The organism is Castellaniella sp., assembly GCF_034675845.1.
Taxonomy (GTDB): Bacteria; Pseudomonadota; Gammaproteobacteria; order Burkholderiales; family Burkholderiaceae_B; genus Castellaniella.
Genome location: NZ_JAUCCU010000002.1, coordinates 548185 through 574452, shown reverse-complemented (window position 1 = coordinate 574452; position 26268 = coordinate 548185). Strand labels below are relative to the sequence as shown.

Here is a 26268-nt window from a genome sequence, read left to right as displayed (position 1 = left end):
AGCACAGTCAGCGCCACAGGTCCAGCATGACTATCAGTTCTTTAGGGTCACGAATCCTGCGAACCTCGTTTTGCAGATCAGCAATGACGCTGTTCAGGTGAATCCGCTTCTGTCGAATAGCCTGATCGACATCGGCAGGACGGATTTTGCGCGAGTGCTGAAAAAGATGCCGATATTGACCGCGCAGGCCTTCTAGCTGTGCTTTAAGGGCCGTCACCTGCTGGCGCAAGGCGTGGTTATAGTGTGCAATACGTTCCGTTTCGATACCGGCTATCCCCGTCGCACGAGTCTGGGGGATTTCCAACTGGATGCTTAGTAGCTCAAACAGATTGTTGCTGTCATAGGCCTGATTGACGCGCTGCATCAGTACTGTACGGGTCGTTTCATCCTGGTGGTCGCTCTGACGGTCCGGATGCAGATGGCTAGCCAGCCGACGATACAAATCGCGCACAGACAACTGTGCTGCCGTGGTCTCGGCCTGGCGGGCTTGCTGGGCGGCAGCCGTGCGCGCAGATGGACGGCGGGCCTGCCCAGATGGGGGGTTTTGGGCCTGTTCCTGCCGAAACCGTTCGGCCATCTGGGCCAGTACAGAAGACAGATCGCCTTCGAGTTCGTCGGGATCCAGTTGAATGCCGAATTCTGCTTCGACCAGATCGACCACCATGAGTCGATCCATCTGATCCTGCTCTGCCAGGCTGATGTCGCTATAGCGGTTATACAGTTCGGTCACTTCCTGAACGACTATGTCCTCCGGGTCCTGATCCAGCAGGGATCGCGCTAATTCCAGGATAGCGTTGGTCAGCACCTTGCGGCGAACCTTGCCCCGGATAGCGCCCTGTTGCAAAAAATGAGCATCCATCTGACGAAGCAGGGCCAGATTGAGCGTCTGAAGGGTAGCAAACTGCGGCATCAACTGCTTGGCAATTTTTTGGCTGTAATGCGGCCGGTAATCATTCCAGACTAGAATCTCGGCGTCGAGCTTATGGATCTGGCGCACCAGACGTTGGAAAGCAGCATAAGCCGGATCGTCGGATTGCACGGAATCGACTGTGGCAACAATGGCCAACTGATTCTGTGATTGAGAATCATCGAACAATGGGATCTGAGCAGAGATACAAGACATCGAAGCGCAACGGTGACAAATAGACCATGATTGTATGTAGTTTTTGGGAAGGGGATGCATCATCACCGCCCTGAACCACGACAGGCTCAACGTCTCTTGCGCTAGGTCAAACCCCGCAAAGCCGAACTCCCATAAGCTATAACCATTCTATCAACATGGTTATAAACCACATAGGGAAACACGATGACGCAGCCAAAACTTCGCATCCTGGGAATAGCACTGGTCATGGGCTTTGCCAGTGCTTTGCACGCGCAGACCAACGAGCCTATCGAGCCCATCCCCCTTCCAGAGATCGGCGATCCCGCCAAGATTGAATTGGGGAAAAAACTATTCTTCGATCCTCGGCTATCCAAATCCGGATTTATTTCCTGTAACTCCTGCCATAACCTGAGCACTGGCGGGTCGGACAACCTTGCCACCTCGATTGGCGACAAATGGCAGCAAGGCCCGATCAACTCACCGACCGTCCTCAACTCCTCGTTGAATCTTGCCCAATTCTGGGATGGGCGCGCCGGCAATCTGCGTGAACAAGCGGGCGGCCCCATCGCCAACCCCATGGAAATGGCCTTCACGCACGAGCTGGCCGTTGAGCTGCTGGCCTCAATTCCGCAATATGTGGAAGAATTCGACGCCGTCTATAAAACCCCTGAAATCAATATAGAGAATGTCACGGACGCGGTAGCCGCCTTCGAGGAAACCCTGGTGACCCCGGATGCGCCGTTTGATCTCTGGCTCAAAGGCGATCCGAAGGCGATTTCTCCCATGGCGCTGGATGGCTACAAGCTATTCAAGACCAGCGGCTGTGTGGCCTGCCACAATGGCCCTAACCTGGGGGGGCGTTCATACCAAAAAATGGGGGTGATCGAGGCCTACAAGACCGACAACCCTGCTGAAGGACGCGTTGCCGTCACTGGTCAGGATGCCGATCGCTTTACCTTCAAGGTACCGACGCTGCGCAACGTAGAGCTGACTTACCCCTATTTCCATGATGGGGCCGTCAATACCTTGACTGAGGCCGTGGACATTATGGGCCGACTGCAACTGGGAAGACACTATACTCCCGAGGAAAACGCACAGATTGTCGCGTTTTTGAAGTCGCTGACCGGCAAGCAACCCGAGATCGTGTTGCCGATCCTGCCGCCTTCGTCGGACCTGACCCCGCGTCCTACGCCTTTTGGACCCTGAGGCCTGATCGCTTTTATCAATTCTTCTTCAACAGCAGCCCACTATGCGCCCCAGTCTTTTCTTTGTCGTCTGCACCGCGATATGGACGTGCCTGAGCATTCCCGCTTGGGCGGCTGCCCCCCACCCGATCAATGCCGGTGAACTGCAGGCCAGCGCGTCCCAGCCCTTCACCATCCAACACATGGCCACGCTGAATTCCCCCTGGGCCATGACGTTTTTGCCGGATGGACGACTGATCATCACAGAAAAGTCCGGCCAGATGTACTTGTTCGAAAAACCGGGTGTCATGCACGAAATCACGGGTGTGCCCAAGGTCCGTGCCAAGGGGCAGACGGGTCTGCACGATGTTGCGGCATCGCCCACCTTCGCTCAAGACCAATTGCTGTATTTCACCTGGGTCGAACCCGCACCAGAAGGCGGTGTCCTGGTGCTGGCCCGTGCGCGGCTGCAAGAATCAGCAGGCGCTGCACAGCTACAGGATATTCAGATACTGTGGCGACAAAACGCTGCGGCCCAGGGCGGACATCCTGGCAGCAAGATCGCCTTCTCGCCGGATGGCCAGCATTTGTTTTTGACTGTCGGCGAGCGTCAGGACTCTGACACCGCCCAGGACCCGGATCTGGCGCGTGGCAAGATTCTGCGCATGAACCTGGATGGCTCCATACCACCAGATAACCCCTACGCCGCCCAGGGCGGCGTGCGCGCCCTGACTTGGTCTACAGGCCATCGCAATCCTTACGGACTGACTTTTGACGCAGCCGGAACGCTGTGGTCCCACGAAATGGGGCCACGGGGAGGCGATGAACTCAATCGGATCGACCCAGGCAAAAACTACGGCTGGCCGCAGGTTTCCGAGGGTCGTCATTACAGCGGCTGGCCGATCGACGCACACGCAACGCGTCCCGAGTTTCAAGCCCCTGTGTTGTACTGGACTCCGGTAATCGCCCCTTCAGGGATGGCGCTTTATGACGGAAAAATGTTTCCCGAATGGCAAGGTTCCTTGCTGATCAGCGGTCTGGTCGCCAATGGCTTGCTGCGCCTGAGCGTCGATGGGCCCAATCACGTCGAACAAATAGATCGCTGGTCCTTGGGCAAGCGTATCCGTGACGTGGCTGTCGCCCCTGATGGAGCAATCTGGCTTATTGAAGACGGCACATCCGCCGCTTTGCTCAGGCTGATACCACTGTCACCCCCTGTCCAGCAATAGGCTTTTACGGAATGCGTTAAGCGATGACCCGAATTAACTGTGTGCCTGTCGAAGAACTCAGCGGCCCCCATCTCATCGCCGAATACCGGGAATTACCCAGAGTATTTGCGCTGGCAGAAAAAGCAGCTCATCGCGGGAATATATCGCAGCCACCAACATACACCCTCGGCAAAGGCCATTTGCTGTTCTTCTACACGAGGCTGGGCTACCTTGCCCAGCGTCACGCAGAACTCATCGCCGAAATGAGGAAACGCGGATACAAGCCAACGTTCTCTGGCGTACGCCGGGAAGATTTCCCAGATGCACCGGATGCGTTCTGGTGCGACTGGACACCCACCGGCGAGGCCATGGCCCTGAATCGAGCCAGGATCAAAGAACGCAGCGGAAATAAATAGGTTCGAGCTGCCAGCGGTTGCGGTACAACGCACAGACTGTGGGACTGGGCAGTGTCATCTGGCTGGTGATGAAGACGAGCGTCTTGTTTGATGGGTTCGCGAAAGCCCATGTGGCAGAGCTTGTCCTTCTGCGCAGCCAGGCAGACTTCGATGTCGCGCAGGCTCTCCCTGTAGGTCAGCTGCGCAAAGGCCATCACGCAAAACTGCTCGGCGCACATCAGCTTGCGAACACTCCTGTCGCCGCCGTAGCGACTGACGTACCGCGCAAATGCCGTCCAAGACAGAACGTCCAACGTCATGGGGTCAATTCACCAGGGCGGCTTCTTCACGCCTACGCATGTTTCCTGGCCACAGCCTTCTTCAAAGCCTCATTCATCCGGGTCTGCCAGCCCGGACCACCAGCCTTGAAGGCATCGATCACCGCCTTATCGTAGCGGATCGTCACGGCGACTTTCGGCGACTCCAGCCGTGGGCGTCCTACTCGCTTCAGCTGCTTGAATTCTTCCGGTCCCAGTTCATAGGTATCTGGATCTGCCGCAATGCCGCGATTGATTGCCGCGTCCTCTTCGGGCGTGGGCATGATCAGTTTACGTTTGCTCGACATAGTTCCGCACCTCTCGTGAATTGGCCTTGCGCAGACTGATGACATGCATCTTGTCGGCGCGCTGCGTGAACACCACGCAGTACAAGCGGTCGTCTATGACCGCGTAGCCGATTTCCCGAACCTCGCCGTAATCCTGGCGGGTGTCGGGCTTGGCCATCACCTCGGACCAGTCGATCTCATGCACCAACGACAGCGAGACGCCGTGCTTGCCCTGGTTGCTGCTGTCCTTGGCTGGGTCGAAGGTGATTTCCATTTAATTATTGTAGTTACATGAACACCAATAAACAAGGTACTTCTGTAGTGACGAAATCCGTACATCACCAGCCCGCCCAGCGGGCTTTTTTGCGTCTGCTGTTTTGTGCTGCAAATGTGCGTGACTCATATGCACTGGGTTGTGTTTTCCCAGTCGAGGAGTGCGACAACAAGGGAAATCACAAGGCTAACAAAGGCTCGCTGGTCGTAGTCAAGATTGACACAGCGACACGGCTCACGGCAGACAGCGTTCGCAGCGTTGGCGTGGCAGTAAACCCGGACTTACTGCCCACCTTCCTAAAAGTCATCATGCTCATTGACAGCCAGGCAGCAACTTGAGACAATGCGAACAACGCAATAGCTGGTGAGCCCATAGGGCAAAAGCGTTGACTGCCACGCAAGTGGTTCCGCCCAGTGCGGAGGTAACAGATTCCAGACTACGGGGCCCTATTTGTTGGGGCCTTCGCTTTTTTGGGCTCCGCTGCACCTATCTGGGCTTTCTGGGCCTCTGCCCTCGAAGCACACTGCCCAGAAGCACATTGAAACCCACCTTGCCTTTGCCTGGATCCGGCTTTCCAGCACTGAGCACATACGCGCTCTGTACAACCAGCAGGACACTATCAGTCCCCTGCTCCCCCCAAGCTTTCACATTGAAGAATACTGCATACCGAACGGACTGGCCATCTACCACCGGCAGATCCACCGTCACATAGTTGTCGTCCTTGGCAAAGCCACAACGCCGTACACCCAGCGTTCGAACAATCTTGGGAAGTTCTCTGGAAAGCTGATAGCGCTCCAGTGAAAATGTGCGAGCCTCGCGGTCATCGGCATAGCGGCTGCCAGAATCATCATTGCTCTCCTATAATACCGAGCGCCAGTTGCTGTATGTCGCCTGCACCCGCGCCCGCGATCAACTGCATATCTCTGCAGTGAAGCCGGAGTCGGAGTTTTTGCAGGATTTGTTGCAAAAATAGCGATGCGTTGATGCGGTAGTACCCGCCGGGTGTCCAGGCGGTCGCAGACCCGCTCTTTAACAAGTAACAAGCGATAAATACTGCGCCCTGCCCGATTACGTGGCACGCGATTGCCCAGCAACGCCAGCGCTGCTCTATCGCATCAACGTAGCTGAGGCAAAAATGGGGGTCTCACGGCCCACCATTTATCGGCTGGTCCATGACAGCGAGCCGGGGCTGGTCAAGATCGGCAAGCGATCCAGCGGCATTACCACCACCAGCCTCCATGCCATGATCGAGCGAAACAAGACGCCGTGCTGATACCATAGTCGTATTCACGCAACACAGAGAAAAACACCCACTGGGCCCAAATTGGGTAGCTAGCGCAAAAACACAGCTTGTGGTGATGTGATAACCATCTGATTAATAACAGCAATATCCATCAAATGAAACTCGCCACCTGGAACGTCAATTCCCTCAATGTCCGTCTTGGACACGTCATCGATTGGCTGCAGGCCAACCCGGTCGATGCGCTGTGCCTGCAGGAACTGAAGCTGCCCAGCGAAAAATTTCCCCTGGATGCCTTACAGGAAATCGGCTATCAGGCCTGCTGGGCAGGCCAGAAAACCTACAACGGCGTGGCCATCATCAGCAAGGCGGCGCCTCAGGATGTGCAGCGCAATATTCCCGGCTACGAAGATCCGCAGCAGCGCATTATTGCGGCTACTTTGCCGGGGTCCAATGGCCAGCCTGTGCGCGTCATCAGCGCTTACTGCCCCAACGGCCAGGCGGTGGACAGCGACAAATACGCCTATAAGCTGGAATGGTTTGCCGCCCTGCGGCTATGGCTGCAGCAAGAAATTGCCACCCACCCGGATCTGGTGATCCTGGGCGACTACAACGTGGCCCCCACTGATGCGGACGTACACGACCCCGAGGCCTGGGCAGGCGGCATCCTGGTGTCGGATGCCGAGCGCGCCGCCCTGCAGGCTGTGCTGGATCTGGGGCTGACGGACACATTCCGCCTGTTCGACCAGGCACCCAAGATCTTCAGTTGGTGGGACTATCGCCAGATGTCTTTCCGGCGCAATGCGGGCGTGCGCATCGACCATATCCTGGCTACGGCCAGCCTGGCGGCCCGCTGCACCGAATGCGTGGTGGACAAGGTCCCCCGAGGCTGGGAAAAGCCATCGGATCACGCGCCAGTCGTGGCTCAGTTCCAACTGGCCTGAGATCGACCGTCTATAATGACAGCATCATTCAATATCATCTGATTTATGCCTCTCAATAGCCAATTGATCTCTCTCCTGGACCAGGGCATGGTGCTGGATATCACCTTGGAAGACCTGCCTTTTCGTGTCTATGTGGCGCAGCGCCCTGCCGATGTCGAACAAGTCGCCAGTCTGGTGCCCGCCGAGCGCTTTCAAGCCGATGGCAATGTCCATGTGGCGGCAATACACGATACGGACGATGCCTCCGAGCAAATCCAGGACATGCTGTTCAATCTCAGCCCAGGCGATACCATCGTTTTTCTCTGCACAGGCCCGCAAGCCTACGCCGATACCTTGGCCGAATTCGGTCAAAGCTCCGGCGACATCGCCATTTCCTGATTTTGGTGTAATTCCATGACGACACATCAAGCCGGCAATATTTTTATGGTGGTCGCCCCCAGCGGGGCGGGTAAATCCAGTCTGGTCAACGCCTTGCTGGCCCAAGACAGCCACTTGTCTCTGTCGGTGTCCTGCACCACGCGCGCACCGCGTCCCGGCGAAATCGACGGCGAACACTATCGGTTTGTCTCGGTAGACAGCTTTCAGGCGCTCCGCGAACGCGGCGACATGCTGGAATGGGCCGAGGTCCACGGCAATTACTATGGCACCCCCAGGGACCGCGTCGCCCAGGCGATTGGCGCAGGCACCGATATCATTCTGGAAATCGACTGGCAAGGCGCCCGCCAAGTCCGCCAGCATTACCCCCAGGCACTGGGGGTCTTCATTCTGCCGCCCTCCATCGAGGCGCTGGAAACCCGTCTCAATAAACGTGGACAGGATGCGCCCCAAGTCATTGCCCGTCGTCTGCTGGCCGCAGGGGGCGAGATGGCGCACGCATCAGACTGCGAATATGTTATTATTAATCAAGACTTTAGCATTGCCTTACAACAGTTGCAGCAGGTTGTTGCTGCAGCGCGTCTGCGTTATACGGCGCAGTCTGCCCGCCACGCGGATTTATTCATGCAATTAGGCATACGCAAACCCCTCTCCAACTAACGCTCGCTGACCCGGAAAATATCATTTATGGCTCGTATCACCGTCGAAGACTGCCTGCAGCAGATCCCTAACCGTTTTGACCTGACCCTGGCGGCCACTTATCGCGCCCGCGAACTCGCCCAGGGTCACGAATCGCGCATCGAAAGCCACAATAAGCCCACCGTCACCGCCCTGCGCGAAATCGCTCAGGCCCAGGTGGGCACCGAGATGCTGCGCAAAGTCCCAACCTAATCACACAAGAGGGCCCTATGGCATTTTCCGGGATACGTGGTGCATCGTCCGGCTTGCTTGCGGTCTTGCGCAAGGGCCCTCGGCTGCGCCGCCGGAAGCCCCATAATGCCCCGGCCTCTGTGCCCGCAGCAGCCCCCAGTCCGATTGCTTCTTTGGCGGGGCTGCAGCAGATTATTTCCGGCTATTTGTCGCCGCGCGACATCGAGCGTGTGCGCGAAGCCTACCGTTTTGCCGATAACGCCCACCTGGGCCAGTTCCGCGAAAGCGGCGAACCCTATATCTCCCACCCGATTGCGGTCACCGAGATCTGCGCTGGCTGGAAACTCGATGCGGATTCGCTCATGGCGGCCTTGCTGCATGACGTCATCGAAGACCAGAACGTCACCAAACAAGAACTTGCCGAAAAATTCGGTCCGGACGTTGCCGACATTGTCGACGGCCTGACAAAACTGGAACGCCTGGAATACGCCACCAAGGCCGAGCAACAAGCAGAATCCTTTCGCAAAATGCTCTTGGCCATGGCACGCGACGTGCGCGTCATCCTGATCAAGCTCGCTGACCGCCTACACAATATGCGCACGCTGGATGCCGTCCCTCAGGATAAGCGCCGACGGGTGGCCCGCGAAACCCTGGATATCTACACGCCGATTGCGCATCGTCTGGGCCTGAACGCACTATTCCGGGAACTCCAGGATCGTTGCTTCAAGGCGGCCTTTCCCAACCGCTACGTCGTCCTGCACAAAGCCATGATGGCAGCCCGTGGCAACCGTCGCGAGGTCATCACAAAAATCGCCGAGTCCGTGCGTTCCGCCCTGCCCGCCGCCGGGTTGGATGCCGAGGTCAGTGGCCGAGAAAAAACGCTCTACGGCATCTATAAAAAGATGGTCCAGCAAAAAAAATCCTTTTCGGATGTGCTGGATATCTATGGCTTTCGCATCGTGGTACACACTTTGCCCGAATGCTATCTGGCCCTGGGCACCTTGCACCAGCTCTACCGCCCGGTTCCCGGGAAATTCAAAGACTACATCGCCATTCCAAAAATCAATGGCTACCAGTCCCTGCACACCACCCTGATCGGGCCTTTCGGCACCCCGATCGAATTTCAGTTCCGTACCCGCGACATGGATCACGTCGCCGAAGAAGGCGTGGCCTCACACTGGCTCTATAAAGAACAGGGCACCTCCCTCAACGATCTCCAGAAACGCACCCACCAATGGCTGCAATCCCTGCTGGACATTCAAAACCAGACCGGTGATTCCGGCGAATTCCTGGAACACGTCAAAGTCGACCTGTTCCCCGATGCCGTGTATGTGTTCACCCCCCAAGGCAAAATCCTGTCTCTGCCACGCGGTGCCACCCCCGTGGACTTTGCCTACGCCATCCACACCGATGTCGGCAACCATTCGGTCGCCTGCAAAATCAACGGCGACTACGCCCCCCTGCGCACTGAACTTCACAGCGGGGACGCGGTCGAGATCATGACCTCGGCGGCCTCGCGGCCCAGTGCCCAATGGCTGAATTATGTACGCACCGGGCGGGCGCGTTCCGAAATCCGACACTATCTACGCACCGAACGCTACGAGGAATCCATTGCCTTCGGGCGGCGTCTGCTGAACCAAGCCTTTGACCAGTTGGCCATTCCCTACCCCAAAGACGACGACCCCCAGTGGGAACGCCTGGCCAAGGGTTCCGGCGGCGCATCGCGCACTGAAATTCTGGCCGACATCGGTCTGGGGAAACGCCTGGCCGCCGTCGTGGCGCGACGCTTCGCCCCCGAAAACCCCATGCTGGAAACCACCGCCATGGCGGTGGACGAGTTCAACTCAGCCACCAGCGCCCCGATTGTCATTCACGGCAACGAAGGTCAGGCCGTCCAACTGGCCCCCTGCTGCGGCCCCCTGCCGGGCGACGCCATCATCGGCGGCATCCGCCTGGGCCACGGCCTGGTGGTCCACATGACCGACTGCCCCGTGGCCTTGCGACAGCAGACTAAAGAACCCGAACGCTGGATTCCCGTTATTTGGGATGTCAACACGGCCCGCCACCTGTCGACGCGCCTGGATATCACGGTTCTCAACGAGCGCGGCGTACTAGGCCGTTTAGCTGCCGAAGTCACCGAGGCAGATTCCAACATCACCCAATTGACCATGCCCGACGAGGCCGCCGCTACGGCCCTGCTGCACCTGACCGTGCAAGTGGACAGCCGTAAACACCTGGCCCAGGTCATCCGCGCCATCCGGCACGTCCCCCAAGTCCAAAAAATAGTCAGAGCCAAGGGATAAAATCGGACCAAAAAGAGTCCCTCGAGAACCCTTTTTGTGCCTATTTTATCCAAGCGCCTTGCAAGGCGCGCGGTGGAAAAAACGCCTCTAGCCAAGAGAGTCCCTCGAGAACCCTTTTTGTGCCTATTTTATCCAAGCGCCTTGCAAGGCGCGCGGTGGAAAGAGCGCCTCTAGCCAAGAGAGTCTGCCCCCTCAATCAAAAACAGCCCGCGAGGGCTGTTTTTGATTTATCCAAGCGCAACAGAACCTTAGTTCGAGCCCCCAGCGCCTTCAGCAATAAGTTTTTTGCCATCCTCGGTGGTCTTAACACCCATGGCCTGGCGCAAGTCCACCATCAAGGCCTGTTGCTCGACACTGCCCCAGACCTGGGCCAACTGGGCTCCCAGGCCATCCAGAGCTGGCTTGTCCGTCGTGCCCGGCGTGACATGATCCAGCTGCACAATGACATAGGCCTGAGGGACTGACACCCCCCCGTAAGCGGGCAGTGTATCGGCATCGATGGCAAAGACAGCATCCAGGACGATTTTGCCCAGCCCGGCCGGATCCAGGCGGCTGACCGTGACCGGCGCATCAAAGCCTTCAGCCGTTTTCACCGGCTGATCCGCAGCGGCCGTCTCGGTGGATGCTGCTACATCGGCCGACTTCGCACTATCCGCAACTGCTGCCTCGGTGGGCGCTACCGCATTGGTCGGCTTTGCATTATCTGCAGCGGACACAGCAGACTGGGCCTGAATGGCAGCCAGAGCTTCCTGGCCTGCAGCCACGGCGGCAGCCTGGGCGCGTTCGTCCTTAAGCTGTTCCTGGATATAGGGCTCGACCTTCTCCAGGGGCGGGACATGCGACTGGATGAGTTCGCCTACCCGCACGACCGCCATGGTATCGGGCGAGATTTCGATCACGCCGGAGTTTTGCTTGTCAGTCAAAACCTGACTGCTAAACAGCGCCTGACGCACGCGCACATCACCCAAGATCGCCGCATCGGGCGAGGCCATGGCAGCATCCGGGCCGATTTCTTCGGTACTGAGCAGACGGTCGCGCGCAATACCCTGGGCATGGCGTACCTGCAGGCCCAGATCTTTGGCGGCGGGCTCCAGGCTGGACGGATTGTCATAGACCAGGCTGGTCAGCTTGGTCGCCATGTCGGCGAACTGATCGGCTGCCAGTTGCCGGCGCACCTCGGCCTCGACCTTGGTGCGGGCCTCTTCGAAGGTCTCGCCTTTTTCAGGCTGAACCTGGTTGGCGATAAAGACGTGATAGCCGTCGGGGCCTTTGACCGGATCAGAGATATCGCCCTGCTTCAGCGCAAAGACGGATTGTTCCATCGGCAGGGGCAAAGTCCCGCGCTGCACCCAGCCCAGATTCCCGCCATCGCGAGCAGTGCCGGCATCCTGGGATTCCTTGCGGGCAAGTTCAGCAAACTGCGCAGGTTCGGCCCGCGCACGACGCGTAATTTCCTGGGCACTGGCCAGGGCGGCCTTGGAGGCCTCGTCGGAGGCCCCGGCGGGCAGCTTCACCAGGATATGGCTGACGTTGACCCGTGCAGGCACCACGTAGCGCGTCTTGTTTTGCTCGTAGTAATCCTGCAGTTGGTCATCGCTGATGGTGGGCACGCTGGCGACTGCCGCAGCCTCGTCCAGCACTAGATAATCGATGGCGACCTGATCCGGCAGACGCAAGGCATCCTGATGGCTGTCGTACCAGGCCTTGACGTCGTCCGCTGTGATCTGAACGTTCTTCAGATATTCAGACGCCGGAAAAACCTGCAACCGCACCGTGCGCTCTTCGGTCAAGGCGCGCTTCAGGGCATCCAGCACGGGGGCAGGCAAGGACGCGGTGTCACGCACCGGCCCCAGCACCGTATCCAGGGCAAGCTCGGCCCGCTGGCTGGCTTCGAAATCGCGCGGATTCAGGCCCACGGACTCCAGGACCTCATGGTAGCGGTCGGCGGAAAACTGGCCGTCCACCTGCAGCTGCGGCATGGCCGCAATCGCACGGCGCAGCGCATTGTCTGACACGCTGAAGCGCTCGTTGGTGGCCAGGGCAATCTGGACCTTGCGGTCGATCAGCTGATCGAGCAAGGCTTGGCGCGCCTGGGGATTATCCAGCAGAACTGGATCAAACCGCCCCTGGCTGCTTTCCTGCATCTGCTGCAGCTGATTGCGCTGAGCCTCGGTGAATTCCTGCTTGGTGACAGTCAGCGTGCCGATCTCGGCCACGGCAGGATCAGCCGTGACGACGGAATAGCCACTAATCCCTAAAAATACAAAGGACGGCACCACCAGAATCAGAAGAATCAGCTGCATCAGCCGCTGGTGCGTGCGAATAAAATCGAACATGGGCGTAGGTCCTGCTGAAGATGCCTGACGCAATGCCGGCACCATCCGAAACAAAAAAGGCGAACACAGCCGCCTTCGCCGACTGACCGAATTGACAGCCGAAATTGACACGCAGTTTACCATCCCGAAACCTGGACTGCGCAGCCAAGAACAATCTGTTGACGACGGGCAGACGGTAGAATGGCAGATTCTCTTACCTAGTTGGCGCAATCTCATGAGCACTTCCCATCCCGCCTGGCCCTGGCCTGCCTTTATTGCCCACCGTGGCGGTGGCAGCCTGGCCCCGGAGAACACGCTGGCGGCCATGCGTACCGGGGTGGCACATGGCTACCGGATGGCCGAATACGACGTCAAGCTCAGCCTGGATGAAGTCGCCTTCCTGCTGCATGACGACCGGATCGATCGCACCAGCAATGGCCTGGGGTTGGCCAGCCAGCTAGGCTGGAGCGCGCTCTCTCAATTTGATTTTGGCAGTTGGCATGGGGCCGACTTCGCCGGCGAGCCCGCCCCCTCGTTGCTGTCCATTGCCCGCTACACCCAGGCCCATGGCATGCACAGCAACATCGAGCTCAAGCCCACCACCGGCCACGACGCCAAGACCGGCCAGGCCGTGGCCCAAGCAGCCGCCCGGCTATGGGCCGAAGCCACCTTGCCGCCACTGCTGTCATCCTTTTCCGAAACCGCCCTGGAATCCGCCCGCACGGCGGCGCCTGAACTACCGCGCGCCCTGCTGATCGAAGGGCCGGTGCCCGCAGACTGGCGGACACGCCAGATCGGCCTGGGCTGCATCGGTCTGCACATCGACACCCAATACGCAGACCAAACCCTGGTGCGCGAGATCCTGGACCAGGGTGCCACCCTGGCAATCTGGACGGTCAATGATGCGGATCGTGCCCGCGAACTGCTAGGCTGGGGCTGTCAGGCCATTTTTACCGACGCCCTGGATTTGATTCTGCCCTCGGGCGCCACCCCTGCCCGATAGGTCCATCACCATGTTCAGTTATCGCCACGCCTTTCATGCCGGCAACCACGCCGACGTCCTGAAGCACGCCATCCTGGTGCAAATCCTGGATTATTTCAACCAAAAAGATGCCCCCTATTGGGTCATCGACACCCACGCCGGCGCCGGGCTATACGCCCTGAACGGCGAGTGGGCGGGTCAAAGCGGCGAGGTCACCGAAGGCCTGGACCGTGTGCTGGGCCAGCCACAGCCCCCGCTTCTGGTCGAGCGCTATCTACGCGCCGTACAAGACTTCAACCCCGATGGCATGGCCAATCTTTACCCCGGCTCTCCCTGTCTGGCGCTGCATGCCATGCGCCCACAGGATCGCCTGCGGCTATTCGAGCTGCACCCCACGGAAGGCCAGGTACTGGAAGACACCCTGCGCCGACAAGTCAAGGCATCGCCCCGGCAGGTTGCCGTCGCCCGCAGCGATGGCTTTACGGGCCTGAATCGCCTGCTGCCGCCGCCGCCACGCCGAGGGCTGATCGTGATTGACCCGTCCTACGAGGACAAACACGATTACCGTTCAGTCATGCAGGCACTGCGCAGTGGATTACAACGCTTTGCCCAAGGCTGCTTTATCGTTTGGTATCCCCTGATACAGCGTGTCCAGGCACACGAAATGGTGCGCTCGATGGAGCACCTGCCAGGCGCCCCTTGGCTGAATGCCAGCCTGACCGTGCACAAGCCCTCGGCCGATGGTCTGGGCATGCACGGCAGCGGCATATTCGTGGTGAATCCCCCCTGGACCCTGGAGGCGGAACTGCGCACCGCCCTGCCGTGGCTGAAAACCGCCCTGGCCCAGGATGACCAGGCCAGATTCAACCTGAGCACCAGCCAGGACCCGCGCCCGACCAAGTTCGGTCCGGGTTCGTCCACGGACAGGCCAGGCAAGCCCCATCCAGGCAGCTCTCGCGCATCCGGGAAAGGGCCTCAGAAGCGCTCACCCTCGCGCAAATAACGCCATTGGCCCATGGGCAGGTCGCCCAGGACGACCTGGCCCATGCGTACCCGTTTCAGGCCCACGACCTTCAGGCCGACCTGTTCGCACATGCGGCGAATCTGGCGTTTACGGCCTTCGTGCAAAATAAAGTGCAATTGATCTTCGTTCTGCCAGCGGACCTTGGCGGGTTGCAGCGCCTGACCATCCAGCATCAGGCCATGATTCAGCAAAGCCAGCCCGCCGCCGGACAGTCGGCCATCGACACGCACCAGATATTCTTTTTCAAGATCGGAATCATCGCCGATCAGTTGGCGCGCCACCCGGCCATCCTGGGTCAGCACCAGCAAGCCCTGGGAATCAATATCCAGGCGGCCAGCGGGGGCCAGGCCCCTGAGGTGCGCAGGATCAAAGCGTCGACGGGCCTTATCCGCATGAAACTGGGTGTCGGCGCGCACCAACGATGCTGCCAGCCGATAGCCGTGGTCCGCCTGGTGCGAGACATAGCCCACGGGCTTGTTCAGGATGATGGTGGCCTTATCGGTCTGGCGCCGAGCGGCCTGACGTTCCAGGGCGATATGGGCATTGGGCCGGGCCTTGGTGCCAAGCTCGTTGACGACCTGCCCATCGACGCGCACCCAGCCGCGTTCGATATAGGCATCGGCCTCGCGCCGCGAGCACAGGCCGCGTTGGGCCATTAATTTTGATATTCTGACTAGTTCCATGATGGCGCATATTGTAGCGTCAGCCATGCTATCGTGTCGCCCCGATGACCCCAAAAACCGCCAGTCCGCGTCTATGGCGCAACGCACCCTCCCCTTATCTGGACTCGCTGCAACAGGCGTGGCTATGCCAACCCGGTGCCCTGACGGCAGGCCTGCGCAAGCTGGGCCAGGTGCGGCTGTTCGTCTGCCGCGAGGCCACGCTGGCACTGCCGGCCAGCTGGGCCGCCGAAGCCGGCCTGCAGATCGGCAGCGCCATCTGGTGGCGTGAAATATTGATGACAGTCAACGGCCTGCCCAGCGTGCAGGCCTGCAGCTTTACGTCCTGGCATGGCTGCCTGGGGGCCTGGAAAGCCATGCGCGGCCTGGGCAGTCGCCCGCTGGCCGACATTCTGTACCAAGATCCCCGCATCGCGCGCAGCCCGTTTCGCTTCGGGCGGCTGCACGCGCACCAGACGGGCGTTCCCGGGGCAACAACGCAGGCCAATGCCCCTGTTGAGGCCCGGCATTCGGTATTCATGCGCCTGGGCCAGCCATTGCTGGTGGCTGAATATTTTTTGCCGACCTTCTGGGCATTGGCGGGACAATCGGGGGCTACAGGGCCTCGACGCCGCTTTCCCCTGTGCGAATACGCACTACCTGCTCGACCGGCGTGACGAAAATCTTGCCATCACCGATCTTGCCGGTGCGCGCGGCACGGATAATGGCATCAATCACCCCTTCGGTCTGATCGGCAGCCACCACCACGTCAATCCGGATTTTTGGTAGAAAATCGACGACGTATTCAGCGCCGCGATAGAGTTCTGTGTGTCCCTTCTGACGTCCGAAGCCCTTGACCTCGGCCACTGTCAAGCCATTGACGCCCAGATCGGACAGCGCCTCGCGGACCTCGTCAAGCTTAAAGGGTTTGACTATCGCTGTGATCTGCTTCATGTCTGACTGCGCCATGATGTCCGGTTCCCGCTGAAAACCTTTAATATAGCTCAGGGAGCACCCGAATCCGTCCGCATCCGCCTAATCTATAATCCCCGCACTATGTCCAATACCCCCTCATCCCACAATCAGTTCGATAATAAATCCCAGGCCTGGTCGGCCCGCTTCTCCGAGCCGGTCTCGGATTTGGTGAAACGCTATACCGCATCGGTCAATTTCGATCAGCGCATGGCCGAGTTCGATATCCAGGGCTCGCTGGCTCACGCCGACATGCTGGCGGCGGTCGGCGTAATCAGCGCCGCAGACCTGAGCGACATCCAGCGCGGCATGGCCCGGATTTTGCAAGAAATCCAAAATGGCCAATTCAACTGGTCGCTGGACCTGGAAGACGTGCACCTGAACATCGAAAAACGTCTGGTTGAACTCATCGGCGACGCAGGCAAGCGTCTGCACACCGGGCGTTCGCGCAACGACCAGGTCGCCACCGACATCCGCCTGTGGCTGCGCCACGAGATCGATCTGGCGATCGACCTGTTGGGCCAACTGCGTCGACGCCTGGCCTCCCTGGCCCTGCAGCACGCCGACACCATCCTGCCGGGCTTCACCCACCTGCAGGTAGCCCAGCCGGTTACCTTTGGCCACCATCTGCTGGCCTATGCCGAAATGTTTGGCCGCGATGCCGAACGCCTGATCGATTGCCGCCGCCGCACGAACCGCCTGCCGCTGGGCGCTGCTGCGCTGGCGGGTACTTCCTATCCCATCGACCGCGAACGCGTGGCACGCAGCCTGGACTTCGACGAGGTCTGCCGCAATTCGCTGGATGCCGTGTCCGACCGCGACTTCGCCATCGAGTTCTGCGCCGCCGCCGCCCTGATCATGACGCACATTTCGCGCCTATCCGAAGAGCTGGTGCTGTGGATGAGCCCCCGCGTGGGCTTTATTGATCTGGCCGACCGCTTCTGCACGGGCAGCTCCATCATGCCGCAGAAAAAAAAATCCGGACGTGCCCGAACTGGCACGCGGCAAGACAGGCCGCATCTATGGCCATCTGGTCGCCTTGCTGACCCTGATGAAGGGCCAGCCACTGGCCTACAACAAAGACAACCAGGAAGACAAAGAAGGTCTGTTCGACACCGCCGACACCATCCGCGATACGCTGACGATTTTTGTCGACATGATGGGTGGGGTACAGGTCAACCCCGCTGCCATGCGGGCTGCCGCCATGCAGGGCTACGCCACGGCGACGGATCTGGCCGACTACCTGGTCAAACGCGGGCTGCCATTTCGGGATGCCCACGAAACCGTGGCGCTTGCGGTGCGTTCTTGCGAGCAACGCGGCTGCGATCTGGCCGACCTGTCATTGGCTGATTTACGCGCATTTCACCAGGATATCGACGACGATGTCTTCCAGGTGCTCACCCTGGAAGGTTCGGTAGCGGCCCGCAAGCACATCGGCGGCACCGCCCCCGAACGCGTCCGCATCGAAGCCCAACTCATCCTGGACACCAAAAAAGCCTGATGATGCGGTCTTAAGAACCCTCTGTATTCAGAGAGTCCTTAGGGCTCGAAAACGGCAATGGACTCGACGTGCGCCGTGTGCGGAAACATATTCACCGCCCCCACCGCACGTAGTGTCCAGCCTCCGTCATGCACCAAACAGCCGGCATCGCGCGCCAAGGTGGCAGGATTACAGGACACATACACCACCCGGCGCGGACGCTCTGTCGGCGCCAAGACGGCCAAGGCCTGGGCCACGGCAAAAGCCCCCTCGCGGGGCGGATCAATCAGCATCAGATCAAAATAGCCCAGGCTGCGCAGCCAGTCTGCGTCAACCTCGAATAAATTCAGCTCAGTAAATTCCGTGCGTTCGGCCAGACCCTGGCGCATCGCATCCTCGCGCGCCCGGGCCACCAAGGTGGCACTGCCCTCGATACCCAAGACCTGACGAGCCTGGGTGGCCAATGGCAGGCTGAAATTCCCCAGTCCACAGAATAAGTCCGCGACCCGATCCTGCGGCTGCACATCCAGCAGCATCAAGGCCCGCGCAATCAGGGTCTGGTTGATGAATGGATTGACCTGGGTAAAGTCCGCTGGCCGGTAGTGCATGCGCAAGCCATAGGCCGGCAGCGCATAAGCCAGGGCATCCAGCTGGGCTGGGTCCAGGGGATGCGCGGTCTCCGGCCCCTTGGGCTGCAACCACCAGATGATGTTGTGCATGCCCGCGAAATCACGCAGGCGCAGCAGGTCTGCGTCCGTCAGGGGTTCCATGTGGCGCAGGCACAGCACGGTGGCCTGGTCGCCCACGGCCACCTCGATCTGAGGAATGCGGTCCGGTCGCGACAGTCCGCCCACCAGCCCGCGCAAAGGCACCAGCAACGCCGATACATGCGGCGGCAAGACCCGGCATTCGTGAATATCGGCCACATAGCTGCCGCGCCGTTCACGAAATCCGACCAGTACGCCGCCTTTTTTGTGCACCAGACGCACCGACAGGCGCGCACGATGGCGATAGCCCCAATCCGGCCCTTGCATGGCGGGCAGGATCTGGCCTGGGGTCACCTTGCCCAGATGCGCCAAGGCGTCCTCCAGGGCGCGTTGCTTGACGGCCATCTGGGCAGCTGGGTCCAGGTGCTGCATGGCACAGCCGCCACAGACGCCAAAATGCGGACAAGGGGGCGTGACGCGCTGGCTCGAAGCCCGCAGCACGGACTCTAGCTGGGCTTTATCGTAGGAGGGCTTACGACGGGTGATGCGTGCCACCACGCGTTCACCGGGCAGCGCCCCATCCACAAAAACAACTTTGCCGTCGTGGTGGGCAATGCCCCGTCCCTCAAGATCCAGGGACTCGATATCCAGGGTATGCAAAATGGGTTCAGGCATGGGTCCAGGCAGAGAGAAATTCTTTCCAGTGAGGGGCATCGATGCCCGCCAGGGTATTGCGCACCAAATCCAGTTCGGCGGCATAAGAGACCGGGTCGAGTTCGCCCTTGATCAGGCGATAGCGACAGTACACCAGCCAGGTATTGACCACGTCGGTCTCGCAGTAATTGCGTACATGATCGCGCTGGCCGGGCATGCCAGGCCTGCCAGACCTGCCCACCATCCATATCGAGCTTGCCGGGGAAACCACAGAGCTTGGCCAACTGGTCCAGGGGCGCATTGGCGCGACCATTGAATTTCGCCAGCACATCCATCAAGTCCACATGACGCGTGTGATAGCGATTCAGGTAGTTGTTGAAACGGAAATCACGGTCGTCCTCGCCGGTATCCCAATAACGTGGTGCGGCCACCCCGTGAATCAGACTGCGGTAATGCAGCACCGGCAGATCAAAACCAGACCCATTCCAACTGACCAAGGTGGGGGTGTAATGGCCGATGGTCTTGAAAAAGCCGGTAATCAAGGCAGATTCCGGATCATCTGCCTGACCAATGGTCCGTACCCGAAAGCCCTGATCATCGCGAAAAGCGCAACCGATGACGGCCACCTGCTGCAGATGCAGCGGCAAAAAATCATTGCCGTGGGTTTCGCGGCGCTGAGCCAGCGCCGCTTCAATCAGGTCAGCGTCCGGCAGCTCCGCCCACTGGGGATTCAGACGCCGCAAACCGGCGGCATCCGGGATGGTTTCCAGATCAAAGACCAGGGTGGGAATCATCGGGCGGGAAGATAGGACAAGGGATTAACCGGGGTGCCACTGCGCCGGACCTCGAAGTGCAGGCGCGGCGATGTGGTGTCGGTCTGGCCGATGGTGGCGACCTTGACGCCTTTTTTGACGGCACTGCCGGTCTTGACCAACAGGGTCTGGTTATGGGCATAGGCAGTGATAAAGCCATTGCTATGACCCAGCAGAATCAGATTGCCCAGCCCGCGCACGCCATTGCCGGCATACAAGACCTTGCCATCGGCTGCCGCCAACACCGGTGCGCCAGCCTGGCCCTCAATGTCGATACCCTTGGTGTTGCTGGTAAATCCCTGGATGATCTTGCCCTCGGCCGGCCAGCCCCATGACACCAGGTTTGCATCGCTGGCGCGTGCAGCACTGGTGCTGACAGGCGCCGCAGGCGTGCCGGCGCTGCTGCCGGGCGTCGTCACCGGCGTCGCCACGGTCGTGGCAGCCCCGCCGGTGGGCTGTGGCGTACTGGCGTCCAGACGCAACATTTGGCCAATCGCCAGTTGCGAGGGATCGGTGATGTTATTCAGCTGCACCAGGCGCGAGACCTCCATGCCATGGGCCTGAGCGATCTTATACAGCGTATCGCCAGAGCGCACGACATAAGTACCGCTGGCCGCCTGGGTAGACGATCCACTGGAATGGTCTGCTACCGGGGCGCGCTGTGAGCGCGAAGCGCAGCCTGCCAGAGCAACAGCAGACAGCACGGCAGCCAGCAGCAGAATATGGCGGCCCCCACGCGGCGCCTTGGGCGTGGAGCGGCCCGGCGACAAAAAGCGCTCTGTGCGCAATGATTGGGGGGTTGGAGCATCTGTCACCAGCGTCCCATCGTGCATGTGGTTCTCCTACTCAGGCCTGCGTGCCAGGACGCAGTGGTACAAATCGGACATCTTCGAGCTCGACACGGTGCCAGGAGGCTGGGCCGGTGCGCTCGAAGAGAATAAGCCTTTGGTGCGCGGCACCTTCGGGGGCAATCAGTCGTGCGCCAACAGCCAACTGGTGCAACAAGACTTCTGGGATTTTAACCCCCGCAGCCGCAACGACAATGCCATCAAAAGGCGCCCGGTGTTCCAGACCCCGCATGCCATCGCCAAACGACAGGCGAACCCGGCCACGAGCCCGGCCATGAGACAGATTCAGACGCGCTTGATCATACAGCCCGCGGATGCGTTCGACGGCATAGACCTCGGGCACGAACTGGGCCAGCACGGCTGACTGATAGCCACAGCCAGCGCCGATTTCCAGTACCCGTTGGGGGGTGCGATCCTGGGCCATCACCGCCAGCATATAAGCAACCACCCAGGGCTGCGAAATGGTCTGACCGTAGCCGATCGGCAGGGCCGCGTCCTCGTAGGCACGGCTGGCCAAGCCCTGGTCCACAAAATCATGCCGGGCAACCGCCTGCATGGCGGCCAGCACCCGGTCATCGCTAATGCCTTGTTCACGCAGACGGCGCACCATCTGAGTGCGCAAGCGATCTGAATTCAAGCCCAGGTTGGCGGATGCCGCAGGCGGCACGGCAGACGACAACGTGGCTGTGCCGCCTTGTGGCCCCAGTATCCGGGTATTGCTGTTAGCCACCGAATACCCAGGCCCCAGCGTACTGCTGCGAACCGGGCTGCGGCTGATGCGCGGCGGCTGGCCCAGGGGGGGGTGACGCGATTTATTCATCAGGCCTGCACCCACTGGGCAACTGCCTGGGCTTGGGCATGATCCGTCAGATCCAGACGCAAAGGGGTCAAAGAAACCGCCAGCGACTCGGTTGCCCCGAAGTCCGTGTCCAGCCCGCCATCCAGCGGACGCCCTACCGGCCCAATCCAATACACGGTTTCACCATAAGGCGTCGTGCTGCGAATCACGGGCTCGGAGGGATGCCGACGCCCCAGCCGGGTGGTCCGAAACCCCGTCAGTTCGCGGTAGGGCACGGAGGGGATGTTGACATTGAGCAACAGCGGCGATGCCCAGGGCTGATCGCGAAACCGGACCACGAGTTCGTGGGCAACCTGGGCGGCGGTGTCCAGATGCTGCCATTCGCGGCTAAGTAAGGAAAAAGCAATCGACGGCACGCCGAACAGATAGCCTTCGGAGGCGGCAGCCACAGTCCCGGAGTACAGTGTGTCTTCGCCCATATTGGCGCCATTATTAATGCCGGACACCACCAGATCAGGGCGAAAATCCAGCAAGCCCGTCAGCGCAACGTGGACGCAATCCGACGGCGTACCATTAACAAAGAAAAACCCATTGGCAGCCTGCCTGACCAACAAAGGACGGCGCAACGTCAGGGAATTGGATGCCCCACTGCAGTTGGTTTCGGGCGCCACTACCGTGATATCGCCCAAAGGACGCAACACCGCCACCAGCGCTTCAATGCCCGCCGCGTTGTAACCATCATCATTCGTGACCAAAATCCGCATTGCCGCCTGCCTGTATGAAACTGGATGAAGCGAATTGTACTCGGGGATACCCTGATCAGGATGACGTTGAAGGCCGCCGGCTTTAGAATGGCCCCCATTCGGATTCATGCTGCCCATGGCGGCCCACAACACATATGCCTGATTACCTCTTGACCCTAGGTCCCATTCTTAGCCTGCTGGTGGGGTATTTGCTGGGTTCCCTGCCCTTTGCCGTGATCGTCAGCCGACTGATGGGCTTGCGCGATCCACGCAGCTTTGGCTCGGGCAACCCCGGGGCCACCAATGTCCTGCGCAGCGGCAGCAAGGTCGCTGCCATCCTGACGCTGCTGGGCGACGCCGCCAAGGGCTGGGCTGCCGTTGCCTTGGCAGCCTGGTGCGTACGCCAGGGCTGGCTGCCTGAACTTGCCATCCCGCTGGCCGGGCTGGGCGCCGTGCTGGGTCACATGCTGTCCTTGTTCCTGGGGTTTCGGGGGGGCAAGGGCGTCGCGACCGCCCTGGGGGTGCTATTGGCGCTACAGCCCTGGTTGGCGCTGGCCACCACACTGACCTTCCTGGTGCTGGTGCTGGTGACCCGCTTTGTGTCGCTGGCTTCGATCCTGGCGGCTGTATTCGCGCCTTTTTATTATATTTTGGGCGATAACGCCATCTGGCGCAGCAATGCGCCAACCACCATCATCATCGTCCTGATCAGCGTGCTGGTGATCAACCGCCACAGGGCCAATATCAACCGCCTGATGGCAGGCACCGAAAGCCGCCTGGGGGCCAAGAAAAAACCCTGAATCCGGTCAGCCCGGCACGCAGATATCCTGCAGATTCCAGCGCGGTCGCACGGCAAACCCGGCATCCAGCAGTTGGCTTGTGTCCACCAGCCCGGCGCGCACCCGCAGGGCGGCGGCCCAGGCAATCATGGCGCCATTGTCGGTGCATAGGTGCAGCGGCGGGAAATATACCCGCCCTCCCAGCGCAGGCATCGCCGCCTGCAACTGGCGGCGCAAATGCTGGTTGGCGCCCACACCACCCGCCACCACCAGCGTCTTCAGCCCTGTCTGCCGCAAAGCGCGTATCGATTTTGCCGCCAGCACATCCACAATCGCGGATTCAGTGGCGGCCGCCAGATTGGCCCGAGCCACCAAATCGGTTTCCTGACCGGCTGCCTGAAATGCCCGCATCCGGGTCAGCACTGCGGTCTTCAAGCCACTGAAGCTGAAATCCAGATCGCCGCTATGCAGCATGGGGCGCGGCAACTGACAGGCGCTGGCATCGCCCTGCTCCGCCAGACGCGACAGCTCTGGGCCGCCGGGATAGCCCAGGCCCAACAGCTTGGCGCTTTTATCAAAGGCCTCGCCTGCCGCGTCGTCCAGCGTCTCGCCCAACAACTGGTACTGCCCGACCCCATCCACCCGCATCAACTGAGTGTGGCCACCGGACACCAACAAAGCCACAAACGGAAAATCCGGTGTGTCTTCGGCCAGCAGGGGTGACAACAAATGGCCTTCCAGGTGATGAATCGGCAAGGCAGGCAAGCCTTGACCCCAGGCAAAAGCGCGCGCAAAGCCCGCCCCCACCAACAGAGCGCCAGCCAGGCCTGGCCCAGCGGTATACGCCACCAGTTCCAGATCGGATGCCCGTACGCCAGCCTGCTGCAGCACCTGCCGCGTCAGCGGCACAATGCGCCGGATATGGTCGCGCGAGGCGAGTTCCGGTACCACGCCACCGTACTCGCGGTGCATGGCGATCTGGCTATACAGGGCGTGGGCCAGCAGGCCACGTTCGGTGCACGCAATGGCCACACCGGTCTCGTCGCACGAGCTCTCGAATCCAATAATCAGCATAGGCCGCCAGTTTACAGCGGTTCACAAATTGTCTCGGGTCGCCGTAGAATAGGCTCGTTCCGATAATATGTAGTGAATAAAACAATTCCACCACCGAGGGCGACAACATGCTGGAAAATCTATTCAAGCTCAAGGATCACGGTACTGATACACGGACCGAGATCCTTGCAGGTCTGACCACCTTCCTGACGATGTCTTACATCATCTTCGTCAATCCGGACATCCTGTCCAGCACCGGCATGGACAAAGGCTCGGTCTTTGTCGCTACCTGCGTGGCCGCCGCGCTAGGTTCGCTGATCATGGCCTTCCTGGCCAACTGGCCCATCGGCATGGCCCCCGGCATGGGGCTGAACGCATTTTTTGCCTTTACCGTCGTCGCCCAAATGGGCTACACCTGGGAACAAGCCCTAGGGGCGGTGTTTATTTCCGGGGTGGTATTCGTCATCCTTACCGTCACAGGGGCCCGAGAATGGCTGGTGGCCGGTATTCCCGCGTCATTACGGGCGGCCATCGCCGCCGGTATCGGCTTATTCCTGGGCATTATTGCGCTCAAGAGCGCAGGCATCGTCGTCGCCAACCCCGCCACCATGGTCGGCCTGGGCGACCTGACCCAATCCAGCACCCTGCTGGCCATTCTGGGCTTCTTCCTGATTGCCGCCTTAGGGGCCTTGCAAATTCGCGGCGCCATCCTGATCGGCATTCTAGTCATCACCGTGCTGTCCATCATGCTAGGGAAGGTCTGATCAAGCCGGTTTCAGAATCTGTTTTTCCAGCCCAATCGACCTGAATTTCATAATGCAGAACTTTTGCTCAAAAATAGGCCAGAATCAGGGTGATTTCCGCCCTGACAGGCCCGTTTTGGGCCCTCTACGCCCATTTCGGGCGCACCTATCCCGCCGTAGCCATCAAATGGTGGCGCACCTTCCACAGGTTTGCCAACGTAAACAGCATCTTCAGCTGCGCCGTGTTCTTGGCCAGCCCCCGATAGCGCACCTTGGTAAATCCAAACTGGCATTTGATCACCCGAAACGGATGCTCCACCCGCGAGCGCAGGCTGGCCTTGGCTCGTTCGTAGGACTCCAGCATCCGCCCCATGTTGCTCTTGCCCAGCGCACGGCGTTTGCCCGGACGCATGGCAATGTGCCACTGCACGTTGCGACTCTGGTTTTCCTCTCGATCCTGGACTCCTCGGTAGCCCGCATCGCCCAGCACCAATTCTTCTTCACCGTGCAGCAGCGCATGGGCCTGCGTGACATCGTGAACATTGGCTGCCGTGCCCACCACAGTGTGCACCAGGCCGGTCATGTCCACGCCAATGTGGGCCTTCATGCCAAAGTGCCACTGATTGCCCTTCTTGGTCTGATGCATCTCGGGATCCCGCGCGCCTGCGGCGTTCTTCGTAGAACTGGGCGCTTCGATGATCGTGGCATCGATGATCGTGCCCTTGCGTACCGTGATGCCCTGATCGGCCAACAGCAAGTTCACCGCTTCCAGTGCGTCTGCTGCAATGTCGTGTTTTTCCAGCAGATGACGAAAGTTCAGGATCGTCGTCTCGTCAGGAATGCTGCCACGCGTGAGCGAGAGCTTGGCGAAATTGCGTATCGAGGTGCTGTCGTACAGCGCCTCTTCCATCGCCGGGTCCGACAGGTTGAACCACTGCTGCATGAAGTGGATGCGCAGCATCACTTCCAACGGGTAAGGCCTACGGCCGTTGCCGGCCTTCGGGTAGTGCGGTTCGACCAGGTCGGCGAAGACCTTCCAGGGAACGGCCCGTTCCATCTGGGCCAGGAACTTCTCGCGGCGCGTCACTTTGCGCTTGCCTGCAAATTCGGCGTCGGAAAAACTCAACTGGCTCATCGGGGCTTCCTGATTGGGTCTCGTTCAACAACCTACATTCTGACAGGTCCAGGGGACTTGTTCA

Annotated in this window: 26 protein-coding genes and 4 pseudogenes; 16 read left to right on the top strand and 14 right to left on the bottom strand. The window is 59.9% G+C overall.

All coding sequences use genetic code 11. From position 1 onward, the window contains the following. Positions 1-7 precede the first annotated feature (7 nt). Positions 8-1123, bottom strand: coding sequence for a J domain-containing protein (locus tag VDP81_RS14235; RefSeq protein WP_323012651.1), 1116 nt, complete (start codon positions 1121-1123; stop codon positions 8-10). A 183-nt stretch (positions 1124-1306) separates the two neighbouring features. Here VDP81_RS14235 and VDP81_RS14230 point away from each other — a divergent pair, with 183 nt between their 5' ends. The 3 genes from VDP81_RS14230 to VDP81_RS14220 are packed head-to-tail and all read left to right on the top strand — an operon-like array spanning position 1307 to position 3910. After that, positions 1307-2308 (top strand): cytochrome-c peroxidase, encoded by a 1002-nt coding sequence (locus tag VDP81_RS14230; protein ID WP_416233264.1) that lies wholly within the window; start codon positions 1307-1309, stop codon positions 2306-2308. Between the two features lie 43 nt (positions 2309-2351). Beyond that, positions 2352-3515 carry a PQQ-dependent sugar dehydrogenase gene (locus VDP81_RS14225; protein WP_323012650.1) on the top strand — a complete coding sequence of 388 codons (1164 nt, stop codon included), beginning with the start codon at positions 2352-2354 and terminating at the stop codon, positions 3513-3515. 23 nt (positions 3516-3538) lie between these two features. Next, complete coding sequence (locus VDP81_RS14220; protein ID WP_323012649.1) at positions 3539-3910, top strand: pyrimidine dimer DNA glycosylase/endonuclease V; 372 nt, start codon at positions 3539-3541, stop codon at positions 3908-3910. Positions 3911-3993: 83 nt separating this feature from the next. Here the strand turns inward: VDP81_RS14220 and VDP81_RS14215 are convergent. The 3 genes and pseudogenes from VDP81_RS14215 to VDP81_RS14205 all read right to left on the bottom strand — a co-directional run. Further along, positions 3994-4209: pseudogene (locus tag VDP81_RS14215) on the bottom strand (DUF4372 domain-containing protein); the annotation flags it as partial. Between the two features lie 32 nt (positions 4210-4241). Next, on the bottom strand, positions 4242-4514 hold the full coding sequence (locus VDP81_RS14210) for a BrnA antitoxin family protein (RefSeq protein ID WP_323012648.1): 273 nt from the start codon (positions 4512-4514) through the stop codon (positions 4242-4244). Further along, positions 4498-4767 carry a BrnT family toxin gene (locus VDP81_RS14205; protein ID WP_323012647.1) on the bottom strand — a complete coding sequence of 90 codons (270 nt, stop codon included), beginning with the start codon at positions 4765-4767 and terminating at the stop codon, positions 4498-4500. Before VDP81_RS14205 ends, VDP81_RS14210 begins: the two co-directional genes overlap by 17 nt. Positions 4768-4784: 17 nt before the next feature. On the opposite strand from VDP81_RS14205, the gene VDP81_RS14200 reads away from it, so the two are divergent. The 7 genes from VDP81_RS14200 (at position 4785) to VDP81_RS14170 (ending at position 10499) form a co-directional block, all read left to right on the top strand. Continuing rightward, entirely contained in the window at positions 4785-5105 is a 321-nt protein-coding gene (locus VDP81_RS14200; protein ID WP_323012646.1) for a hypothetical protein, read from the top strand. 797 nt (positions 5106-5902) lie between these two features. Next, positions 5903-6040 carry a transcriptional regulator gene (locus VDP81_RS14195; protein ID WP_323012645.1) on the top strand — a complete coding sequence of 46 codons (138 nt, stop codon included), beginning with the start codon at positions 5903-5905 and terminating at the stop codon, positions 6038-6040. Positions 6041-6165: 125 nt separating this feature from the next. Beyond that, the gene (xth, locus tag VDP81_RS14190; RefSeq protein WP_322995390.1) at positions 6166-6951 is read left to right on the top strand and encodes an exodeoxyribonuclease III; all 786 of its coding nucleotides are present in this window, start codon (positions 6166-6168) and stop codon (positions 6949-6951) included. Between the two features lie 45 nt (positions 6952-6996). Then, positions 6997-7329, top strand: a complete 333-nt coding sequence (locus VDP81_RS14185; protein WP_323012644.1) for a hypothetical protein — start codon at positions 6997-6999, stop codon at positions 7327-7329. A 15-nt stretch (positions 7330-7344) separates the two neighbouring features. After that, on the top strand, positions 7345-7986 hold the full coding sequence (gene gmk / locus VDP81_RS14180; RefSeq protein ID WP_322995241.1) for a guanylate kinase: 642 nt from the start codon (positions 7345-7347) through the stop codon (positions 7984-7986). A gap of 27 nt (positions 7987-8013) precedes the next feature. Beyond that, positions 8014-8217, top strand: a complete 204-nt coding sequence (gene rpoZ / locus VDP81_RS14175) for a DNA-directed RNA polymerase subunit omega (RefSeq protein ID WP_322995242.1) — start codon at positions 8014-8016, stop codon at positions 8215-8217. A gap of 17 nt (positions 8218-8234) precedes the next feature. Beyond that, positions 8235-10499 carry a bifunctional (p)ppGpp synthetase/guanosine-3',5'-bis(diphosphate) 3'-pyrophosphohydrolase gene (locus VDP81_RS14170; RefSeq protein WP_322995243.1) on the top strand — a complete coding sequence of 755 codons (2265 nt, stop codon included), beginning with the start codon at positions 8235-8237 and terminating at the stop codon, positions 10497-10499. Between the two features lie 248 nt (positions 10500-10747). Here the strand turns inward: VDP81_RS14170 and VDP81_RS14165 are convergent, their stop codons facing one another. Next, positions 10748-12835: a SurA N-terminal domain-containing protein gene (locus VDP81_RS14165; protein WP_323012643.1), complete on the bottom strand. Its 2088-nt coding sequence runs from the start codon at positions 12833-12835 to the stop codon at positions 10748-10750. Positions 12836-13049: 214 nt separating this feature from the next. Between VDP81_RS14165 and ugpQ the strand changes: the two genes are divergently transcribed. Together ugpQ and VDP81_RS14155 are read left to right on the top strand one after the other, a co-directional pair. Next, the gene (gene ugpQ / locus VDP81_RS14160) at positions 13050-13817 is read left to right on the top strand and encodes a glycerophosphodiester phosphodiesterase (RefSeq protein ID WP_322995245.1); all 768 of its coding nucleotides are present in this window, start codon (positions 13050-13052) and stop codon (positions 13815-13817) included. A gap of 10 nt (positions 13818-13827) precedes the next feature. Continuing rightward, positions 13828-14799: a 23S rRNA (adenine(2030)-N(6))-methyltransferase RlmJ gene (locus tag VDP81_RS14155; RefSeq protein ID WP_322995246.1), complete on the top strand. Its 972-nt coding sequence runs from the start codon at positions 13828-13830 to the stop codon at positions 14797-14799. Here VDP81_RS14155 and VDP81_RS14150 read toward each other — a convergent pair. Then, positions 14772-15503: a pseudouridine synthase gene (locus tag VDP81_RS14150; protein ID WP_322995247.1), complete on the bottom strand. Its 732-nt coding sequence runs from the start codon at positions 15501-15503 to the stop codon at positions 14772-14774. The two genes, VDP81_RS14155 and VDP81_RS14150, sit on opposite strands and share 28 nt — an antisense overlap. Positions 15504-15547: 44 nt before the next feature. Between VDP81_RS14150 and VDP81_RS14145 the strand changes: the two genes are divergently transcribed. Further along, a complete protein-coding gene (locus tag VDP81_RS14145; RefSeq protein WP_322995248.1) occupies positions 15548-16156 on the top strand; it encodes a chorismate--pyruvate lyase family protein in 609 nt (202 codons plus the stop codon). Here VDP81_RS14145 and VDP81_RS14140 read toward each other — a convergent pair. Continuing rightward, positions 16095-16433: a P-II family nitrogen regulator gene (locus tag VDP81_RS14140; protein ID WP_322995249.1), complete on the bottom strand. Its 339-nt coding sequence runs from the start codon at positions 16431-16433 to the stop codon at positions 16095-16097. The genes VDP81_RS14145 and VDP81_RS14140 overlap by 62 nt on opposite strands. Positions 16434-16535: 102 nt before the next feature. Here VDP81_RS14140 and argH point away from each other — a divergent pair. Continuing rightward, positions 16536-17952: pseudogene (gene argH / locus VDP81_RS14135) on the top strand (argininosuccinate lyase). A 38-nt stretch (positions 17953-17990) separates the two neighbouring features. Here argH and rlmD read toward each other — a convergent pair. The 5 genes and pseudogenes from rlmD to surE all read right to left on the bottom strand — a co-directional run bounded on the left by rlmD (position 17991) and on the right by surE (position 22515). Further along, on the bottom strand, positions 17991-19313 hold the full coding sequence (gene rlmD, locus VDP81_RS14130) for a 23S rRNA (uracil(1939)-C(5))-methyltransferase RlmD (RefSeq protein WP_416233263.1): 1323 nt from the start codon (positions 19311-19313) through the stop codon (positions 17991-17993). After that, positions 19306-20086, bottom strand: a pseudogene (locus VDP81_RS14125) (3'-5' exonuclease). The gene rlmD and the pseudogene VDP81_RS14125 overlap by 8 nt, the downstream one beginning before the upstream one ends. Further along, the gene (locus VDP81_RS14120; RefSeq protein WP_322995251.1) at positions 20083-20937 is read right to left on the bottom strand and encodes a peptidoglycan DD-metalloendopeptidase family protein; all 855 of its coding nucleotides are present in this window, start codon (positions 20935-20937) and stop codon (positions 20083-20085) included. The pseudogene VDP81_RS14125 and the gene VDP81_RS14120 overlap by 4 nt, the downstream one beginning before the upstream one ends. A gap of 13 nt (positions 20938-20950) precedes the next feature. Beyond that, complete coding sequence (locus tag VDP81_RS14115) at positions 20951-21775, bottom strand: protein-L-isoaspartate(D-aspartate) O-methyltransferase (RefSeq protein ID WP_416233272.1); 825 nt, start codon at positions 21773-21775, stop codon at positions 20951-20953. Further along, entirely contained in the window at positions 21772-22515 is a 744-nt protein-coding gene (gene surE / locus VDP81_RS14110; RefSeq protein WP_323012642.1) for a 5'/3'-nucleotidase SurE, read from the bottom strand. The genes VDP81_RS14115 and surE overlap by 4 nt, the downstream gene beginning before the upstream one ends. A 134-nt stretch (positions 22516-22649) precedes the next feature. Between surE and plsY the strand changes: the two genes are divergently transcribed. After that, the gene (gene plsY, locus VDP81_RS14105; protein WP_323012641.1) at positions 22650-23294 is read left to right on the top strand and encodes a glycerol-3-phosphate 1-O-acyltransferase PlsY; all 645 of its coding nucleotides are present in this window, start codon (positions 22650-22652) and stop codon (positions 23292-23294) included. A gap of 6 nt (positions 23295-23300) precedes the next feature. Here the strand turns inward: plsY and tsaD are convergent, their stop codons facing one another. Further along, positions 23301-24347 (bottom strand): tRNA (adenosine(37)-N6)-threonylcarbamoyltransferase complex transferase subunit TsaD, encoded by a 1047-nt coding sequence (tsaD, locus tag VDP81_RS14100; protein WP_322995255.1) that lies wholly within the window; start codon positions 24345-24347, stop codon positions 23301-23303. A 107-nt stretch (positions 24348-24454) separates the two neighbouring features. Here tsaD and VDP81_RS14095 point away from each other — a divergent pair. After that, positions 24455-25081 (top strand): annotated as a pseudogene (locus tag VDP81_RS14095) (solute carrier family 23 protein); the annotation flags it as partial. A gap of 154 nt (positions 25082-25235) precedes the next feature. Here the strand turns inward: VDP81_RS14095 and VDP81_RS14090 are convergent. Next, a complete protein-coding gene (locus VDP81_RS14090) occupies positions 25236-26204 on the bottom strand; it encodes an IS5 family transposase (RefSeq protein ID WP_323011486.1) in 969 nt (322 codons plus the stop codon). Positions 26205-26268: the final 64 nt, after the last annotated feature.

Bases quoted from the DNA above. Each gene is read 5' to 3' on its own strand.
- VDP81_RS14235 (WP_323012651.1), bottom strand. From the start codon at position 1,123: ATGTCTTGTATCTCTGCTCAGATCCCATTGTTCGATGATTCTCAATCA.
- VDP81_RS14230 (WP_416233264.1), top strand. From the start codon at position 1,307: ATGACGCAGCCAAAACTTCGCATCCTGGGAATAGCACTGGTCATGGGC.
- VDP81_RS14225 (WP_323012650.1), top strand. From the start codon at position 2,352: ATGCGCCCCAGTCTTTTCTTTGTCGTCTGCACCGCGATATGGACGTGC.
- VDP81_RS14220 (WP_323012649.1), top strand. From the start codon at position 3,539: ATGACCCGAATTAACTGTGTGCCTGTCGAAGAACTCAGCGGCCCCCAT.
- VDP81_RS14210 (WP_323012648.1), bottom strand. From the start codon at position 4,514: ATGTCGAGCAAACGTAAACTGATCATGCCCACGCCCGAAGAGGACGCG.
- VDP81_RS14205 (WP_323012647.1), bottom strand. From the start codon at position 4,767: ATGGAAATCACCTTCGACCCAGCCAAGGACAGCAGCAACCAGGGCAAG.
- VDP81_RS14200 (WP_323012646.1), top strand. From the start codon at position 4,785: ATGAACACCAATAAACAAGGTACTTCTGTAGTGACGAAATCCGTACAT.
- VDP81_RS14195 (WP_323012645.1), top strand. From the start codon at position 5,903: ATGGGGGTCTCACGGCCCACCATTTATCGGCTGGTCCATGACAGCGAG.
- xth (WP_322995390.1), top strand. From the start codon at position 6,166: ATGAAACTCGCCACCTGGAACGTCAATTCCCTCAATGTCCGTCTTGGA.
- VDP81_RS14185 (WP_323012644.1), top strand. From the start codon at position 6,997: ATGCCTCTCAATAGCCAATTGATCTCTCTCCTGGACCAGGGCATGGTG.
- gmk (WP_322995241.1), top strand. From the start codon at position 7,345: ATGACGACACATCAAGCCGGCAATATTTTTATGGTGGTCGCCCCCAGC.
- rpoZ (WP_322995242.1), top strand. From the start codon at position 8,014: ATGGCTCGTATCACCGTCGAAGACTGCCTGCAGCAGATCCCTAACCGT.
- VDP81_RS14170 (WP_322995243.1), top strand. From the start codon at position 8,235: ATGGCATTTTCCGGGATACGTGGTGCATCGTCCGGCTTGCTTGCGGTC.
- VDP81_RS14165 (WP_323012643.1), bottom strand. From the start codon at position 12,835: ATGTTCGATTTTATTCGCACGCACCAGCGGCTGATGCAGCTGATTCTT.
- ugpQ (WP_322995245.1), top strand. From the start codon at position 13,050: ATGAGCACTTCCCATCCCGCCTGGCCCTGGCCTGCCTTTATTGCCCAC.
- VDP81_RS14155 (WP_322995246.1), top strand. From the start codon at position 13,828: ATGTTCAGTTATCGCCACGCCTTTCATGCCGGCAACCACGCCGACGTC.
- VDP81_RS14150 (WP_322995247.1), bottom strand. From the start codon at position 15,503: ATGGAACTAGTCAGAATATCAAAATTAATGGCCCAACGCGGCCTGTGC.
- VDP81_RS14145 (WP_322995248.1), top strand. From the start codon at position 15,548: ATGACCCCAAAAACCGCCAGTCCGCGTCTATGGCGCAACGCACCCTCC.
- VDP81_RS14140 (WP_322995249.1), bottom strand. From the start codon at position 16,433: ATGAAGCAGATCACAGCGATAGTCAAACCCTTTAAGCTTGACGAGGTC.
- rlmD (WP_416233263.1), bottom strand. From the start codon at position 19,313: ATGCCTGAACCCATTTTGCATACCCTGGATATCGAGTCCCTGGATCTT.
- VDP81_RS14120 (WP_322995251.1), bottom strand. From the start codon at position 20,937: ATGCACGATGGGACGCTGGTGACAGATGCTCCAACCCCCCAATCATTG.
- surE (WP_323012642.1), bottom strand. From the start codon at position 22,515: ATGCGGATTTTGGTCACGAATGATGATGGTTACAACGCGGCGGGCATT.
- plsY (WP_323012641.1), top strand. From the start codon at position 22,650: ATGCCTGATTACCTCTTGACCCTAGGTCCCATTCTTAGCCTGCTGGTG.
- tsaD (WP_322995255.1), bottom strand. From the start codon at position 24,347: ATGCTGATTATTGGATTCGAGAGCTCGTGCGACGAGACCGGTGTGGCC.
- VDP81_RS14090 (WP_323011486.1), bottom strand. From the start codon at position 26,204: ATGAGCCAGTTGAGTTTTTCCGACGCCGAATTTGCAGGCAAGCGCAAA.